Source organism: Methylobacter sp. Wu8 (assembly GCF_036440755.1).
Classification (GTDB): Bacteria; Pseudomonadota; Gammaproteobacteria; order Methylococcales; family Methylomonadaceae; genus Methylobacter_A; species Methylobacter_A tundripaludum_A.
Window position 1 is genome coordinate 1 of the sequence record NZ_JAZGVT010000050.1, and the last position, 14,756, is coordinate 14,756.

Below are 14,756 nucleotides of genomic sequence, written 5' to 3' on the forward strand. Positions count from 1 at the left end.
TGAAATAACTTGAGCAAGTTTTATTTTTCATTTTTTAACCATGAAGGACATGAAGCGGCATGAAAGGTTTAAGTCTTCATGCTCTTCATGGTAATTGCCTAAATTAATTTATGCACGATCCTAAGTTAAGCGTATTGCCGCCGCAGCAGTTACAGAGTTCTAGCGCCTTCATCGCGGACATCGCCCGCTCCTGCCGCTCTTGCTTTAACGGCATTGCTTTCGTCCTTCGCCGCATGGATAATTCTTCACCCGCGTCTTAAACCCATTTATCTACCGCTCTTATGACATTCGATCTGAACAAATACCTGAACAGAATAAACATTGCCCACCCCGAAGCCACCGCAGAAGGTTTGGCGCAACTGCAATGGGCTCAGCTCAGCAGCATCCCTTTCGAAAATATCGATCCGATACGCGGAATATTGCCCGATTTGGAGCCTGCTGCATTAAGCAAAAAAATTCTCGATGAAGGACGGGGCGGTTACTGCCTGGAATTAAACGGTTTATTAGGGCTTGTATTGACCGAGCTGGGCTTTAACTTCGAGCCTATTTTAGCCAGGGTTCGGATGGGCCGACCCGAAGGCGGACCACGCGCTCACTTGGCTTTTTTGGTCAACATCGAAAACGATTTATGGCTGGTCGATGCCGGTTTCGGCGGCCCCTGCCCCAAAAAACCGCTGTTGGTCAGCAACGGTCAAATCCAACATCAAGACCATGACCAGTTCCGCGTCAGGAACGATCCTGCCAGCGGCGAATGGGTCGTTGAAAAGCTTCAAAATGACGACTGGTTTGCATTGTACGGATTCGACAGGGCGAAAGTGCAGCGTTGCGATCTGGAAGCCGCCAATGTGGTCTGTTCAACCTGGAGCCAAGCCACCCTGTCGCCATTTCCCGAACATCTGTTAATGTGCCGCAATACTGAGCAGGGCCGCATTCAGCTGTATAACAAAACGTTGACTGAATCCTGCGGATACGGCCAAACAAAACGCCTGCTCGAAACGCTTGACGACCTGGAAGCCAGCATTCGAAACGATTTCGGCATTACCCTCACAGCCGCCGAATTACACCATGTCGCTTGGGCGATGCGCTTTGACAGCAGCGACACTGAGATTCAGACGGCCCTATAAAAAGCTGTAAATCTTGTTCTTACTCAACGGCGGAAACCGATAAGGCTACATGTGGCGCTACCTGCGCGATTAAAGTAAAATCACAGGAATTTACATTCAACCCATTAAAACTACTCCGAGGTTAGCCATGCCACAATACCGTTCCCGCACTACCACCCACGGCCGCAACATGGCTGGAGCAAGGGCGCTGTGGCGAGCCACAGGGATGAAGGAGGAGGATTTCACCAAGCCCATCATTGCTGTCGCCAACTCGTTTACCCAGTTCGTGCCCGGCCATGTGCATCTCAAGGACATGGGGCAGCTGGTGGCCCGAGAAATCGAAAAAGCCGGGGGCGTAGCCAAGGAATTCAACACCATCGCCGTGGACGACGGCATTGCTATGGGCCACGACGGGATGCTGTATTCGCTGCCGAGCCGCGACCTGATCGCCGACAGCGTGGAATACATGGTCAACGCCCACTGCGCCGACGCGCTGGTGTGCATCTCCAACTGCGACAAGATTACCCCAGGCATGCTGATGGCGGCGCTGCGCCTGAATATTCCGGCTATTTTCGTGTCCGGCGGCCCGATGGAAGCCGGAAAAGTGGTCTGGAACGGTCAAACCCGCGCACTGGATCTGGTCGATGCGATGGTGGAAGCCGCCGACGACAGAATCAGCGACGAACAGGTCGCCGCCGTGGAACGCTCAGCCTGTCCGACCTGCGGTTCCTGCTCCGGCATGTTCACCGCCAACTCGATGAACTGCCTGACCGAAGCACTGGGCCTGTCGTTACCGGGCAACGGCTCCCTTGTCGCCACCCATGCGGATAGAGAACAGCTGTTTCTGCGCGCCGGGCGCACCATTGTCGAACTGGCCAAACGTTATTACGAACAGGACGACGCATCTGTGCTGCCGCGTTCCATCGCCACTTTCGACGCATTCCAAAACGCGATGAGTCTGGACGTTGCGATGGGCGGTTCCACCAACACCGTGTTGCACCTGTTGGCCGCCGCCCATGAGGCAGGCGTGGATTTCACCATGGCTGACATCGATGCCGTTTCGCGCCGCGTACCGTGTCTGTCCAAAGTCGCGCCCGCCACACAGAAATACCACATGGAAGACGTGCATCGCGCCGGCGGCGTGATGGGCATTCTGGGCGAACTCGACCGCGCCGGCGTGATCAACCGTGACGTGCCGACCGTGCATGCGCCGAGCATGGCTGCCGCACTGGATCAGTGGGACATTCAGCGCACCGGCGATGAGACGGTCAAAGATTTCTACCGTGCCGCGCCCGGCGGCGTTCCGACTACAATCGCCTTCTCGCAATCAGTGCGCTACCCGACCTTGGACAACGACCGCGCCGAAGGCTGCATCCGCGACAAGGCGAATGCTTACTCGCAGGACGGCGGCTTGGCGGTATTGCACGGCAATATCGCGCTGGACGGCTGCATCGTCAAAACCGCAGGCGTCGATGACAGCGTCCTCAAGTTCACCGGCCGTGCTCGCATTTTCGAAAGCCAGGACGCCGCCGTCGCCAACATTCTGACCGATCAAATCGTCGCAGGCGACGTGGTGGTAATTCGCTACGAAGGACCCAAAGGCGGCCCCGGCATGCAGGAAATGCTCTACCCGACCAGCTACCTCAAGTCTAAAGGCCTAGGTAAAGCCTGTGCGTTATTGACTGACGGACGCTTCTCTGGAGGCACGTCCGGGCTCTCTATCGGCCATGCCTCGCCTGAAGCGGCCGAAGGCGGCGCGATTGGCTTGGTGGAAGAAGGCGACACCATCGAGATCGATATTCCCAACCGCCGTATTCACTTGGCCGTGACGGTGGAGGAACTGGAGCGCCGCCGCGCGAGTATGGAAGCTAAGGGCGTGCAGGCGTGGAAGCCGGTCAACCGTCAAAGAACGGTATCCGCTGCGCTCAGGGCTTATGCCGCCATGACCACTTCGGCCGCTAAAGGTGCGGTCAGAGACGTTTCCCAAGTCGAGCGGAAGTAAAGCCTACGTTGGCTGACTGAACAGTAGCCGGTACTATTGTGCTACTCGGCATCGGCCAGCTGCGTTGCGGAAAATGTTTGTTGCGGCGCCGTTTCGCGGTAACACTCAGGCCGCCGCACAGCGTTTTACGTTTTATAAAAAATCGACAAGCCGCATTGCTTGCCCGGCTTTCGGTCATGTCGCTGCTATAGACACAGCGTAAATTACCCGGTGCGGCAATAGAGTGGCGTTATGATTGAAAGCATTTTTCGACTGTCCGACGGCATTCGTTACGTTGCCGTCTATAAAAATGGTCACCTTGAATCAAAATCAAAAGCCGCGCTGCTAAACAGCAGCGCTTCGGAGACCGACCGATACGAGGAATTGCTGGTCAACCCAAGCTTACTCACATTGGCCTCGCAACGCGGCAACATCGACTGCGGCGGCCTTGATTACCTATTGGTTCGATACGGACATTTTTTTCAGTTTATCCTCCCGACAAGATGGGGACATGTGTCCGTGTGCATTGAAGCAGACGCCGACCCCATACAGATTGGCGGGCGCGTCAAGTCGCTGATAAAAAACGCGTCATAACGCGAAACCGCCTTCCGGTTGGTTTAAGCTGATTTAATCCTTCGATAGCTCAGGACGAACGGCTTGACGATAGAAGACAGTGATTTCGGGAAGTTATTTTTAACCAAATCCTAAGAGAAATATTGTTAGGGCTTGTAATCGCCTTAATTTTAGACTTTGTCTTCAGTAAGACGGCGGCAGAATCGGCTCGATGCCCTCAAACTCCGCCTCAGTATGATGTCTTGTTACCAACTTCCTGATGGTCTCTATCCGGTCGCGCGGAACATCAACCAGCATCAGTAGTTCGCCCTGTTCGATGGCTTCTTCAAACTTCTTTAAGCGTGAATTGCCCGAATTCATGCCCGCCAAGCCGCCCATCAAAGACCCGATCGTTGCGCCTGCGATAATGATCCCCAGCAGCGGCCCGCCCGCAATGGCGAAACCCGCAAAACGCAAACCAACCAATCCGGCCAATAATCCGGTGGCGCCGCCTAATGCAACTCCCCGTTCAACTGCGGGAATAAAATCCGTCTTTATGCTTACTCCGGCCTCATTCAGGCCTTCTAGCGGCGTATCCCTTTTCGCCAGGATATGAATATGGCGGTCTTCTATGCCGTTAGCTTGGAGTTCTTTGACAATTTTATGGGTGATTTGAATATTGGGAACTAAAAAATAAATTCTTCTCATCACATTCTCCTCATTATGATTACATTCACATACCGGACAAGAATCATAAATTAATTTTATTATTTTCCAATAAGTTGAAACACGTATTTTAAGGATGAATGGATAGACTATTCCCGGTGTTCGGCAATAACGACCGTATTACTGAATAACGCATTTCCAACTTTAATAGGAAATATTTTAGCCGTAGCAGCCATGCCGGTTTTTTATTTGCAATGCCGCTTATGGTGCTATGATTCGGTTACGAAGTTTGTTTTAAATACTTATCCCACTCAAGAAAACCTATGAATTTGAAGTCGGAAAAAATAAATGGCTGCAACGTCCTTTTTATTAAGGAAGAAAGAATAGACGCCCACAATTCAGGCGAATTAAAGGAAGCGATTTTGCATCTGATAGAGCATGGCGAAATCAATATTATTGTCCAGCTGGAACAAGTGCGTTTTATCGACAGCTCCGGTTTGGGCGCTTTGCTGTCAGGGTTTAAAAATGCAGCGGCCAAATCGGGCAAGCTGGCTATAGCCAACATGCAGCAACAGGTGTTATCGATGTTTGAATTAACCCGATTGGACAGGGTGTTTGAGATTTATGCGGATTTAAATGAAGCTTTTGACAGCCGACTGTAGGGATACAGGAGGTAGGGCAACGCAGGGAGCGGTTGCCGAGAAACGTAGAGGTTATGTATGTGTAACTCGCTTATTCAGGTAGAGGTAATCATTCCGACGCAGACCAAATATCTGGATTTGATCGGAAGCATCGGTGAGCGCATAGCGAAAGAACTGGATAAGTTTTCCGGCGACCGGGAGGCCTTGGCTTATCATTTAAACCTGGTGTTAACCGAAGCGACCGTCAATGCGATCAAACACGGGACGCAGACGAACCCGAATGACACCGTCAGGATAACCATTCATATTCGGGAAAACGAACTGAATATCAAGGTCTATGATCACGGTCAGGGCTTCGACCTGGAGTCCGTGCCGCTGCCGGATTTTGAGCATCCGCAAGAAGGCGGCATGGGCATCTTTTTCATCCGCACACTAATGGATTCGGTCACCTATACCCGCCAGGGCGATTGCAATGTTTTGGAAATCATCAAATACCTAAGCTGACCATAATGCTCATTGGTATCTGATGTGTCAACACTTACGGACACAGGGTTAAGCCGCTTTGTACTGCTCTTCCCGCTCAATACCGGTCTACTCTGGGATCTTTAATATTAGAAAAGCGATCGTGTTGATTTTACTACCATTGAAAATCAAGATGATAAATTTATCCCTTATCTTAAATTCTATTCCCAAGTATTTTTAAGCGCGATTGGCCTGCGCTACTCTATCGCTTGTGATAGTGTGTGCAGCGTTTTTAGCAATTCTTTATTGGTAAAGGGCTTAGCCAAGAAACCACAGATAATACCTTCAACTATGGCATGCCGAACAACGGGATCATCGTAATAGTGATAGCCGGAAACCAGCACTATGCGCGGCTTTTCGTGCAACAGAGTGCTAGCACGGCGTGCTACTTCTAAACCGTCCATATCCGGCAGTTTGGCATCTAAAAACACAATAGAAAAATCACCGTGAGTCAGTTTAAAACAGGCTTCTTCTCCATTGTAAGCCGTGATGACGTTGAAACCTTGGGATTCAATGATGTGGGAAATAGCCCAACACATATCAGGATCATCATCGACTATCAGAATAGGTGTATTCATGGTTTTAAAGTAACGGCAAGGTGACGATAATAGTAGCACCTTCACCGTAGCGGCTCTCCGCTTGAATAGAGCCAAGATGTTGCTGAATAATGCTATAGCAAATAGACAAACCCAGCCCTGTTCCTTGTCCTACGGGTGAGGAGGTATGAAACGGATCGAAGATTTTATCCAACTCGCCTGAGGGAATGCCGATTCCCGTGTCGGAAATACGCACAACTACCCTGTCTTCAAAGGTGTCGACAACAATGCGCAACACACCGCCCTCGGGCATCGCATTAATGGCATTGAGAAAAATATTCATAAATACCTGCTGCAATAAACCCGACACGCCCGACACCAAGATGTACTTTTTTTGCATGGGCAACAAAATCTGAATTTTCTGCACTTTAGCTTGATTAGAGACCAGATCAATGGTTTCTTTCAGTACCGCGTTCAGCTCGACTTCTACCATTTCGGTATCGAGCGAAGAACGGGCAAAGCGTAGCAGGTTCTCAATAATCGCCGAGGCTTTTTGAATGTTAGCCTGTATTTTTTTTGAGCATTCTTTGTGGAATTCAGCGGTGATATTGTCTTCCAGCAAAAATTGCGCGGCCGAAGAGCAAACGGCAAGCGGATTGCGAATTTCATGGGCGATACCGCCCGCCATGACGCCCAATGCGGTCAGCTTCTGCGATTGACGTAATTGCAGTTCCAGCTTGCGCCGCTCAGCCAAATCGCGGCCGACTACCACCGTACCTACTGTTTGACCATAATCATCTTTCATCGGTGAAAATACCCAAGAAATCAATATGCTGCCGCCGTTATTAGGCGTTAATAAATGGAATTCTGTCGTGTGCGATTCATTACTGTTCTTCATGCGCATGAAGATCAGTCGCACTGGCTGTTTTTGAGTAGTGTCGCAGAATTCAAAAAAGTATCGTCCATGAACTTCATGCGAGCTTAAACCCGACAGCTTTTCCGCAGCCGAATTCCACGTTAATATGCGCCCCTCAATATCGGTCGAAAGAACTATATCGCTGGCGCTTTCTACCACTGAAGCGAGGTGTCGCTCAACTCGACGCACTTCTTCAGAAAGACGGACTTGTTCGGTGACATCCTCCATTAGCAGCATAATCTGGTTAGTAGGAATCGGTAAAATAGAGTAGTAGTAAATTCGAATCGGTACGCCCGGAGCGCGATAGGTCATTTTCTGACCATTGACAGGTGATCCGCTACGAAATACATTGCGTATGCGTTCTTCAAGACCCGTATTTTCTAATATGACGGTCGGAAAGACTTCCCATAAAGGGCGGCCAACCGTATTCGCGTTGCTACGCTGGCTTTTCAGTAAAAAATTCTGGTTGACTGAAACTACATGTAGTTTTTCATCCACCATTAGTACGGAAGAAGGAATAGCATCCAATAACATGTTATACAGCAGTTCAAAGTGATTTTTGGACTTTTTTTTAAATGGATTATCTGGCATATAGGCTGTTGTTAATCAGTTAGCTAGCGAAGTTATAGGGAGGCCAAGGCCCGCTGATGAACCCTATATCTGTTATGCTGTCGGCCAGGGCATTTAACTTGTCGCGAAATGCCTGTAATTCGGTGCGAGGCACTAAATAGCTCAACAGGTAAGTACGCTGTCCATTAAAAACACTGATTTCCGCGCAGTGTTGTCGATACAGTCCTGTCAACGCATTGTTCAGCAGGGTAGCTTGCTGTTCGACATGTTCGGGGACAGCATAAGCGCGTTTCCGCCCCAGCAAATAGTCATGACCGCTAACTTGCGGCATGGTAACGGTATTATCCGAAGCCGAATCCAACGGTAGCCGTATACCCATTTCTTCACAATTCGCAAGCATTGCTAATCGTGTTCGGTAACCCTCCTCATGGTTGAGTAAATGCTGTGTTACCGCGTATTCGTCTGCTAACACACTGCCATAGCGCATAGGAATGAGCGCGGTTTGTTGATGAATGCGCATTACCTGTTCGCCAAAAGCCAGCACTACAGCCGACTCGTGACTGATTTCCGGTTCGCCAGATTTGACTATAGCAGCTAACTTCGCTGCTTTAATCAACTGCATCCCGTGTTCGGCTGCCAGCGGTGCATCTTCGGCAACAATCCCATACAGTAACAAGGCGCTCCTGGGCGTAGTCGAAGCCTGTCCTGAGCTTGTCGAAGTGGCCTGTCCTGAGCTTGGTCGAAGGGGGCTCATGACGCAACAAGTTGGCAAAAACTATAGGCTGCCCACGGGCCTGTCACTCGAAAACTAAAACCGTAGGTTTCATAGCGGTCGGCAATGTTAGTGACTTGCTGCTGAAACGCGGCGACCTTCTCCTCAGAGAGGAGATACGCCCAATGCAAAACTTTATCATCCAACAGCCGCCGTGAGCGAAAATCACGCATCAAGGGATGCAATTCATCTTGCAGCGAGGTCAAGCATTGTGCCAGCCAGTCGTTCAACTCAGTGGCTAAGGTGCGGCGTAATTTCTGTTCTTCCAGATGACGGCGGCCCGCGGCTTCAGGCAAACAAAAGCGGCCGGAGTGCAGACCTTCGGCGAATAAAGAATCAACCGCCTGTTTACGGTCCAGCGTTGCTTCCAGTGACCATTCTTGGCAGCCTGTTATGTGCCGCAACACCTCTAACACTTCTATAGAGCGGCATTGCATTTCCTGCTCCAATGCGATCAAACTGGAAAACAGCGTACCAAATGGTAAAGGATAGACCGGACCTTGAACCATCAATCTGTCTGCAACTAGAGCATGCCTACAGGCGCGCGGCGTTAGCCATGCGACATTCTGTACATTGGTTTCACCGATTTCACCGGTAAAATCAGACAGCGGCACCGAACTGATCACCGCATTCAACCCAGCGCATTGATGTGTGCCAATCGGGTGCTGATTATCGACTCCCAAAATCGGCGGTGCGACTGAATTTGGCAAAGTAAAACCATACAGATAAATGGCTTGAGTGGTCTGCGCTTCAGTGATCACTGTTATTCCCCTTATCGCCAAACATTTCTGCAATCACTTCGTCAAAATCGTGCTGTTCAATGCGTACAGTCAATTTTACTGGCTCCTCATCGCCCGTCGACTGGCTCAAGACAGCCTCTTTGCTTTGTTGCACTGCGCGGCGCAGTGCCGCTAGCGCTGCGCGGTTGCACACTGCCGCCAATTCGGCGCCACTGGCATCGTGACAACGCGCGGCTAAATCTTCGGCACAAATATTCGTGGCTAAAGGCTTATTACGCAAATGCACCGCCAGAATTTGCCGCCTCGCATCCTCATCGGGCAGGCCCAGTTCGATGATGTCATCAAAGCGTCCCGGACGCAGCATCGCAGGATCGATCAAATCCGCACGATTAGTCGCACCCATAACGAAAACGCCTTTGAGTTCTTCCAAGCCATCCATTTCAGATAAAAATTGGCTCAACACCCGTTCAGCAACATGTGAATCGGTCGCGCCTTCACCACGAGCGGGGACGACAGAATCGACTTCATCGAGAAAAATAATGCACGGTGAAGCCTGACGGGCTTTGTGAAACAGTTCTCGCACCCCCTGTTCAGAATCGCCGACATAGCGCGACATCAGTGCCGGCCCTTTGACTGAAATGACGTTAACACCGCTTTCATTAGCGACGGCTTTAGCAATCAGCGTCTTCCCTACACCGGGCGGGCCCGCTAACAGCAAGCCTTTAGGCGGTTTCACGCCCGCTTGCAGATAGAGGTCGGGGTATTTGATCGGCCATTCCACGGACTCTATCAAGCGGCGGCGCACATCATCCAAGCCGCCGACATCTTCCCAGCGCACATCGGGAATATCGACAAATAGCTCACGAATCGCTGACGGTGATACTTCACACAAAGCGGCACGAAAATCATCCATCGTTACCGTCAACGCCGCCAGACGGTCATAAGGTAATTCCGCGGCACTGAAATCAATTTCAGGCAATAAACGACGTAAAGCGCTCATCGCGGCTTCGCGGCATAAAGCTTCCAAATCGGCACCGACAAAACCGTGGGTGACATCGGCAACTACGTTCAAGTCAACATCGGCATTGAGCGGCATTCCTGTGCTGTGAATTTCGATAATCTCGCGGCGACCTTCGCGGTCTGGAATGGGAATGGTAATTTCCCGGTCAAAGCGCCCTGGACGACGCAACGCGGGATCAATTGCATTGGGTAAATTGGTTGCGGCGATGACGATAACTTTGCCCCGGCTCTTAAGCCCATCCATTAATGCGAGCAATTGCGCAACGATACGCTTTTCCACATCACCGACTACCTTGTCGCGGCGCGGTGCAATAGAATCAATTTCATCCAGAAAAATGATGCTGGGCCCTTTGCGTCCTGCTTCCTCGAAAATTTTGCGTAAATGGGCTTCGCTTTCACCGTAAAACTTATGTACGATCTCCGGGCCGCTGATGGTGAAAAACTGTGCATCGGTTTCTTGCGCAATAATGCGGGCAATTAGGGTTTTGCCACATCCCGGAGGGCCAGTAAGTAACACACCTTTGGGAGCGTCTATACCTAAACGTTCAAAGACTTCGGGATAACGTAACGGCAGCTCGATCATTTCCCGAATGCGCCGCACTTGACCTTTAAGGCCCCCTACATCTTCATAAGATAAACGTTGTGCGCTGTAGCCCGTATTTTTAGCCTCGTCTGACTTGCCGATTACCAGTGTAGTAGTCGGATTGATCAGCACTGCACCTGCGGGCGCGGTGCTGTCGACTTTGAAATCGGCAGAACGGCTGCCAAACAGATGTGCGCGTAACAGATCGCCTCTCTGCACGGGCAAGCCGTCGAGTAGACTGCCGATGTAAGCCAAATCACGCTGATTGGGTGTAATCGTAGTGGGAATAAGGACGATGCGCGTAGCGTGTTTGCATGAGACAGGTTCGATCTGCGCTTTTTCATCTATGCTCAGCCCTGCATTGCGCCGTGTCAAGCCGTCCAATTGCACAATGCCTTTATCGCGCATATCGGGATAAGTCGGCATCAACTTGGCAATCCCCTTGCCTTTTTTGCTGTTTACCTGCACGATGTCGCCAACAGCCAAATTCAATTTAGCCATATCGGCGGGGTCTAAACGGGCGTAACCTCGCCCAATATCTTTGGGCAAGGCTTCAACTACTTTGAGCTTGAGTTCTTCAGACATCAACGCCTCACTTTCTTAGTTTGACTTCCAAAATGCCGTTACGGCAAGACCGTTCTATAGCCATGCTATCAAACGAACGCGGTAACACGATTTCTTTATGATATTTCTTGCTGCCTCTTTCAGCGTGAAGCGTCAGGATGTCGCCGTCCAAGTCTAAATGCACATCCTCATCGGCAACCCCCGGCATTTCCGCCAATACCAAAACATGATCGCTTTCTTCGATGACATCGATCAGCGGTTCAGACACTTCCTGCACTGTGGTTTCGCCGGTTTGCTCATCTCGGCGTACATTGCCGAACGGCTCTACGCGCGTTTCCTGGTTCTCATCCAAACCCATTTTTACCGAAAAACCGTAAACCGCCTTAGCACTTTTGCCGCTGCTCGTGTCGATATCGAACGCACCGCTACGCTTTATTTGTTCGCCGGTTTCCGCCAATTTTTCCACCAACTCGCCTAAGCCGCGTAAAATGCCTTCGACATTACCCGCCACGTTACCTTTTTTGTTACTCATGATTTGTTTACCTCGGCTGCATTGATTTTTTTGAGTTTAGAATGCAGCGTTTTGTAGTCAATATTCAAACGCCGCGCCGCTTCCGCCTTGTTGTTGCCTGTTTTTTTCAGGGTGTCTTTAATAATAATACGTTCTATTTGATCAATGTTTAACTGGGTGATCTCTTTGAGGGACGACCCTTCGAGACAAAAATGCCACACAGTGTTTAGATGATGTTCTTTTGTCGGCTGTGACGGTTCTATCCCATTTATAACCAAAGCCAAGGCATCAGCAGCAATCTCTTTTTCGGATACTAAAACAGCACGACGAATAACAGCGCGTAATTCGCGCACGTTACCCGGCCACTGATAGCGTAGAAGTATGTCTTTAGCGGCAACAGAAAAATCGAGCGGTGTTTTGTCTAACTCAATGCAGGTTTCTGTCATAAAGCGATCGGCTAAAAATAGAATATCCTCATGACGGCTGCGTAACGGTGGGATACAAATGGTATATTCATTCAAGCGGTAATATAAATCCTCACGAAATTTCCCTTTAACCACAGCGTCCAGTAATCCTTCATTGCTGGCGGCAAGTACGCGCACATTGACCGGAATGGGATTAGTCGCGCCAATACGATAAACAACGCGTTCTTGTAGTACGCGCAATAATTTGGATTGTGCGGATAATGACATGTTGGCGATTTCGTCCAGGAATAACGTACCGCCGTCAGCAGCTTCAAACTTGCCCGCTTGTACGCGATCCGCACCCGTGTATGAGCCTTTTTCATGGCCGAATAATTCGTTTTCGATCAGCGAATCCGGTATAGCGCCACAATCGATGGGAATAAAAACGCCAGTCGCGCGTTGGCTGGCTAAGTGAATGTTTTTTGCGATCAGTTCCTTGCCTGTTCCAGTTTCGCCTTGAATAATAACTGAAAAGTCCGTGTGTGCCACGTTAATAACATCTCTGACAACAGATTGAATATTTGGGCTATTACCCATCATGGCAGCGATACGGTTTTTAGTATTTCTGCTGGCTTTGCAATTTGAATGGTGTTTACCGCCGCGCGTTTGCATAGCACGGTTCACCAGCTCTAATACTCGATTGTTGTCGAACGGTTTGGGAATGTAATCCCAGGCGCCTGCTTTAATAGCACAAACGGCACTGAGGATGCCAACATTGCCGGTAATAATGATAACGGGGAGTTGCGGGTACAGCGCATGGGTATTGGCTAATACTGCCATACCGCTGTGTTTAGGGATAATGCTGTCGAGTAGCAGCACATCAGGTTCACGTTGAGACAATAATTTTATCGCCATGTCGCCGTCGTAACCTTGTTGGGTTTCATAGCCGGCTTTTTCTAGGAGATGCGACAGCAGATCACAAATATCTTTGTCGTCATCAATTATCAAAACATAGCCAGGATCAATGCTTTTCATTTAATAAATCCATTTGTTCAAGATGTGATGGTTAAGTGCTGAATTACTTACGTCATTAGGCTCTATTGCTAGTAATGGTTACCGCTTGCAATGGACGCGTAGAATAACACCTACGTTAAAACAGAGGGCAGAGAAAACATTGCCCGACTTCTTAATGTATTAAACTGGGGGCCAAATACTTAGCTTGAAACACCAAAAAAAGAAGCTGCTATGATGTCAGCAAAACCATCCGAAACCATAAATATTCTATATGTATGATATGTTAAGTATTCTGGCAGCTATTCTCTCCTTGCCTGGATGCCACCGGGTTTCCCCAACGGTTGAATGAGAACGATGTCTTTGGGTAACTTCGTTTCAATGTTGTGCATTAGTCCCAAAAAAAGTATCGCTAATTCGTCGTCTTGCAACGTTTCATTAATACGTTGAGCAATATAATCATCTCGCTGATCCAATAATGCTTGCGCTGTTTCCAAAGAAGATTCGGTTCGCTCCGTAGACTGTAACAATTGCGTCATTAAGGCATGTTCTTGTAATAACAATTCGGGGGATTCAGTTCCCACCAACATAGCCCCTTTATGCTGTAAAGCGAGTAATAACGTATAATTCTGACTACCCGACTTAGCGACATCCGCAACTATTTCATTTTCTTTTCCGCAAACAGGCAAACCATCTTGATAGATTTTCAACTTGGTATAATCCAGTCCTAAACCTTCAATCGTTGTTGCGATCATTGTCCAGAAATGTTCAATGGAGGCAAGATGCTCGTGTGCTTGTTCCTCAGTCAGCAAATTGCTTACCGTTCCGCCCAGTGACCCTAAATCCTTAGCACTGTGAATAATGGGAAAATGAATCAGTGCACGCATGAAAAGGCAATCCTTATGTGTGTGTTTCTTCGATAACGGTCGGCATTGTTTCCAAACGAGCTTCCAGGCGCTGTAGACGTTCTTCTAACTCTGTCACGGGTAAAGATGATGCTACCCTGGCTCTGGAATCAAACGCAGGATTACCGCTCCACCAGTCTAACCCCATTTCTACCGCTTTATCTACCGAACAAATAAGCAGGCGAATTTCCAATGTCAACAGTTCTACTTCAACCAGCCTGATGCGAATGTCGCCACTGATGACGATACCTTTGTCCAGCAATCGCTCTAACAAATCGGCTACGGTAGTCGAATTGGTTGAGTGGGTTAATCTTTTGTTATCGCTCATGGTGTAAATCCTTACAGTAGTCGACCTAAAGGCCTCAAAGCCACATTTTCATCATTCTCACGCTTTGGCGTGGGGATACCGTCAGTAACGCTCGGCGTCACGCAACGCAGGAACTGTAGTGGTCAACTAAAACAGTACGCTAGCTATACGGTCGTCGTCATCGCTTGCTCAATTCGTTCAAGTACATTCAGCGACAGCCGTAACAAGCCATCCTGTTCGTAACCCCGGGAAATGCTCATCAAACTGGATTGAGCAGCTTCACTTTCCTCGCTGTCAGGATATTCCTCAATAATTTTTAGATACACATCTACCGCTTGCCATAGTTCATCTTGTTCAAACCAAGTATTGCCCATACGCAGTAGCAATCCACGCGTTGCTGCATTTATGTCGATAGTATTGTTATGCTTCACAGGATTGTTCATCACACTCGT

General features: G+C 49.3%; 16 protein-coding genes. 5 read left to right on the top strand and 11 right to left on the bottom strand.

Annotation, left to right across the window (positions count from 1 at the left end; translation table 11 throughout):
* Nucleotides 1-281: 281 nt before the first annotated feature.
* From V3O24_RS05550 to V3O24_RS05560, 3 genes are all read left to right on the top strand, one after another.
* Nucleotides 282-1,124 carry an arylamine N-acetyltransferase gene (locus tag V3O24_RS05550; protein WP_331306535.1) on the top strand — a complete coding sequence of 281 codons (843 nt, stop codon included), beginning with the start codon at nt 282-284 and terminating at the stop codon, nt 1,122-1,124.
* Between the two features lie 127 nt (nt 1,125-1,251).
* Entirely contained in the window at nt 1,252-3,105 is a 1,854-nt protein-coding gene (gene ilvD, locus V3O24_RS05555; protein ID WP_331306536.1) for a dihydroxy-acid dehydratase, read from the top strand.
* Nucleotides 3,106-3,336: 231 nt separating this feature from the next.
* Entirely contained in the window at nt 3,337-3,678 is a 342-nt protein-coding gene (locus V3O24_RS05560; RefSeq protein WP_331306537.1) for a hypothetical protein, read from the top strand.
* Between the two features lie 162 nt (nt 3,679-3,840).
* Here the strand turns inward: V3O24_RS05560 and V3O24_RS05565 are convergent, their stop codons facing one another.
* Nucleotides 3,841-4,344, bottom strand: a complete 504-nt coding sequence (locus V3O24_RS05565) for a DUF1269 domain-containing protein (protein ID WP_331306538.1) — start codon at nt 4,342-4,344, stop codon at nt 3,841-3,843.
* 281 nt (nt 4,345-4,625) lie between these two features.
* Here V3O24_RS05565 and V3O24_RS05570 point away from each other — a divergent pair, with 281 nt between their 5' ends.
* A complete protein-coding gene (locus V3O24_RS05570; protein ID WP_104424689.1) occupies nt 4,626-4,964 on the top strand; it encodes an STAS domain-containing protein in 339 nt (112 codons plus the stop codon).
* A gap of 57 nt (nt 4,965-5,021) precedes the next feature.
* On the top strand, nt 5,022-5,447 hold the full coding sequence (locus V3O24_RS05575; protein WP_104424688.1) for an ATP-binding protein: 426 nt from the start codon (nt 5,022-5,024) through the stop codon (nt 5,445-5,447).
* Nucleotides 5,448-5,662: 215 nt separating this feature from the next.
* On the opposite strand, the gene V3O24_RS05580 is transcribed toward V3O24_RS05575, so the two are convergent.
* The 10 genes from V3O24_RS05580 to V3O24_RS05625 form a co-directional block, all read right to left on the bottom strand.
* On the bottom strand, nt 5,663-6,043 hold the full coding sequence (locus tag V3O24_RS05580; RefSeq protein WP_104424687.1) for a response regulator: 381 nt from the start codon (nt 6,041-6,043) through the stop codon (nt 5,663-5,665).
* 4 nt (nt 6,044-6,047) lie between these two features.
* Nucleotides 6,048-7,508 (bottom strand): ATP-binding protein, encoded by a 1,461-nt coding sequence (locus tag V3O24_RS05585; protein WP_331306539.1) that lies wholly within the window; start codon nt 7,506-7,508, stop codon nt 6,048-6,050.
* Between the two features lie 19 nt (nt 7,509-7,527).
* The gene (locus V3O24_RS05590; protein WP_331306540.1) at nt 7,528-8,241 is read right to left on the bottom strand and encodes a GvpL/GvpF family gas vesicle protein; all 714 of its coding nucleotides are present in this window, start codon (nt 8,239-8,241) and stop codon (nt 7,528-7,530) included.
* Nucleotides 8,238-9,020 carry a GvpL/GvpF family gas vesicle protein gene (locus V3O24_RS05595; protein WP_331306541.1) on the bottom strand — a complete coding sequence of 261 codons (783 nt, stop codon included), beginning with the start codon at nt 9,018-9,020 and terminating at the stop codon, nt 8,238-8,240. The genes V3O24_RS05590 and V3O24_RS05595 overlap by 4 nt, the downstream gene beginning before the upstream one ends.
* Entirely contained in the window at nt 9,010-11,187 is a 2,178-nt protein-coding gene (locus V3O24_RS05600) for a CDC48 family AAA ATPase (protein WP_331306542.1), read from the bottom strand. The genes V3O24_RS05595 and V3O24_RS05600 overlap by 11 nt, the downstream gene beginning before the upstream one ends.
* A gap of 7 nt (nt 11,188-11,194) precedes the next feature.
* Complete coding sequence (locus V3O24_RS05605) at nt 11,195-11,698, bottom strand: Hsp20/alpha crystallin family protein (protein WP_331306543.1); 504 nt, start codon at nt 11,696-11,698, stop codon at nt 11,195-11,197.
* On the bottom strand, nt 11,695-13,116 hold the full coding sequence (locus V3O24_RS05610; protein WP_331306544.1) for a sigma-54 dependent transcriptional regulator: 1,422 nt from the start codon (nt 13,114-13,116) through the stop codon (nt 11,695-11,697). Before V3O24_RS05610 ends, V3O24_RS05605 begins: the two co-directional genes overlap by 4 nt.
* 278 nt (nt 13,117-13,394) lie before the next feature.
* Nucleotides 13,395-13,979, bottom strand: a complete 585-nt coding sequence (locus V3O24_RS05615) for a hypothetical protein (RefSeq protein WP_331306545.1) — start codon at nt 13,977-13,979, stop codon at nt 13,395-13,397.
* Nucleotides 13,980-13,992: 13 nt separating this feature from the next.
* Nucleotides 13,993-14,325 (bottom strand): gas vesicle protein, encoded by a 333-nt coding sequence (locus V3O24_RS05620; protein WP_331306546.1) that lies wholly within the window; start codon nt 14,323-14,325, stop codon nt 13,993-13,995.
* A 143-nt stretch (nt 14,326-14,468) separates the two neighbouring features.
* Nucleotides 14,469-14,747: a tetratricopeptide repeat protein gene (locus V3O24_RS05625; RefSeq protein ID WP_146083358.1), complete on the bottom strand. Its 279-nt coding sequence runs from the start codon at nt 14,745-14,747 to the stop codon at nt 14,469-14,471.
* Nucleotides 14,748-14,756: the final 9 nt, after the last annotated feature.

Excerpts from the sequence above, each read along its gene's own strand:
- V3O24_RS05550 (WP_331306535.1), top strand. The coding sequence starts at position 282 with ATGACATTCGATCTGAACAAATACCTGAACAGAATAAACATTGCCCAC.
- ilvD (WP_331306536.1), top strand. The coding sequence starts at position 1,252 with ATGCCACAATACCGTTCCCGCACTACCACCCACGGCCGCAACATGGCT.
- V3O24_RS05560 (WP_331306537.1), top strand. The coding sequence starts at position 3,337 with ATGATTGAAAGCATTTTTCGACTGTCCGACGGCATTCGTTACGTTGCC.
- V3O24_RS05565 (WP_331306538.1), bottom strand. The coding sequence starts at position 4,344 with ATGAGAAGAATTTATTTTTTAGTTCCCAATATTCAAATCACCCATAAA.
- V3O24_RS05570 (WP_104424689.1), top strand. The coding sequence starts at position 4,626 with ATGAATTTGAAGTCGGAAAAAATAAATGGCTGCAACGTCCTTTTTATT.
- V3O24_RS05575 (WP_104424688.1), top strand. The coding sequence starts at position 5,022 with ATGTGTAACTCGCTTATTCAGGTAGAGGTAATCATTCCGACGCAGACC.
- V3O24_RS05580 (WP_104424687.1), bottom strand. The coding sequence starts at position 6,043 with ATGAATACACCTATTCTGATAGTCGATGATGATCCTGATATGTGTTGG.
- V3O24_RS05585 (WP_331306539.1), bottom strand. The coding sequence starts at position 7,508 with ATGCCAGATAATCCATTTAAAAAAAAGTCCAAAAATCACTTTGAACTG.
- V3O24_RS05590 (WP_331306540.1), bottom strand. The coding sequence starts at position 8,241 with ATGAGCCCCCTTCGACCAAGCTCAGGACAGGCCACTTCGACAAGCTCA.
- V3O24_RS05600 (WP_331306542.1), bottom strand. The coding sequence starts at position 11,187 with ATGTCTGAAGAACTCAAGCTCAAAGTAGTTGAAGCCTTGCCCAAAGAT.
- V3O24_RS05605 (WP_331306543.1), bottom strand. The coding sequence starts at position 11,698 with ATGAGTAACAAAAAAGGTAACGTGGCGGGTAATGTCGAAGGCATTTTA.
- V3O24_RS05610 (WP_331306544.1), bottom strand. The coding sequence starts at position 13,116 with ATGAAAAGCATTGATCCTGGCTATGTTTTGATAATTGATGACGACAAA.
- V3O24_RS05615 (WP_331306545.1), bottom strand. The coding sequence starts at position 13,979 with ATGCGTGCACTGATTCATTTTCCCATTATTCACAGTGCTAAGGATTTA.
- V3O24_RS05620 (WP_331306546.1), bottom strand. The coding sequence starts at position 14,325 with ATGAGCGATAACAAAAGATTAACCCACTCAACCAATTCGACTACCGTA.
- V3O24_RS05625 (WP_146083358.1), bottom strand. The coding sequence starts at position 14,747 with ATGAACAATCCTGTGAAGCATAACAATACTATCGACATAAATGCAGCA.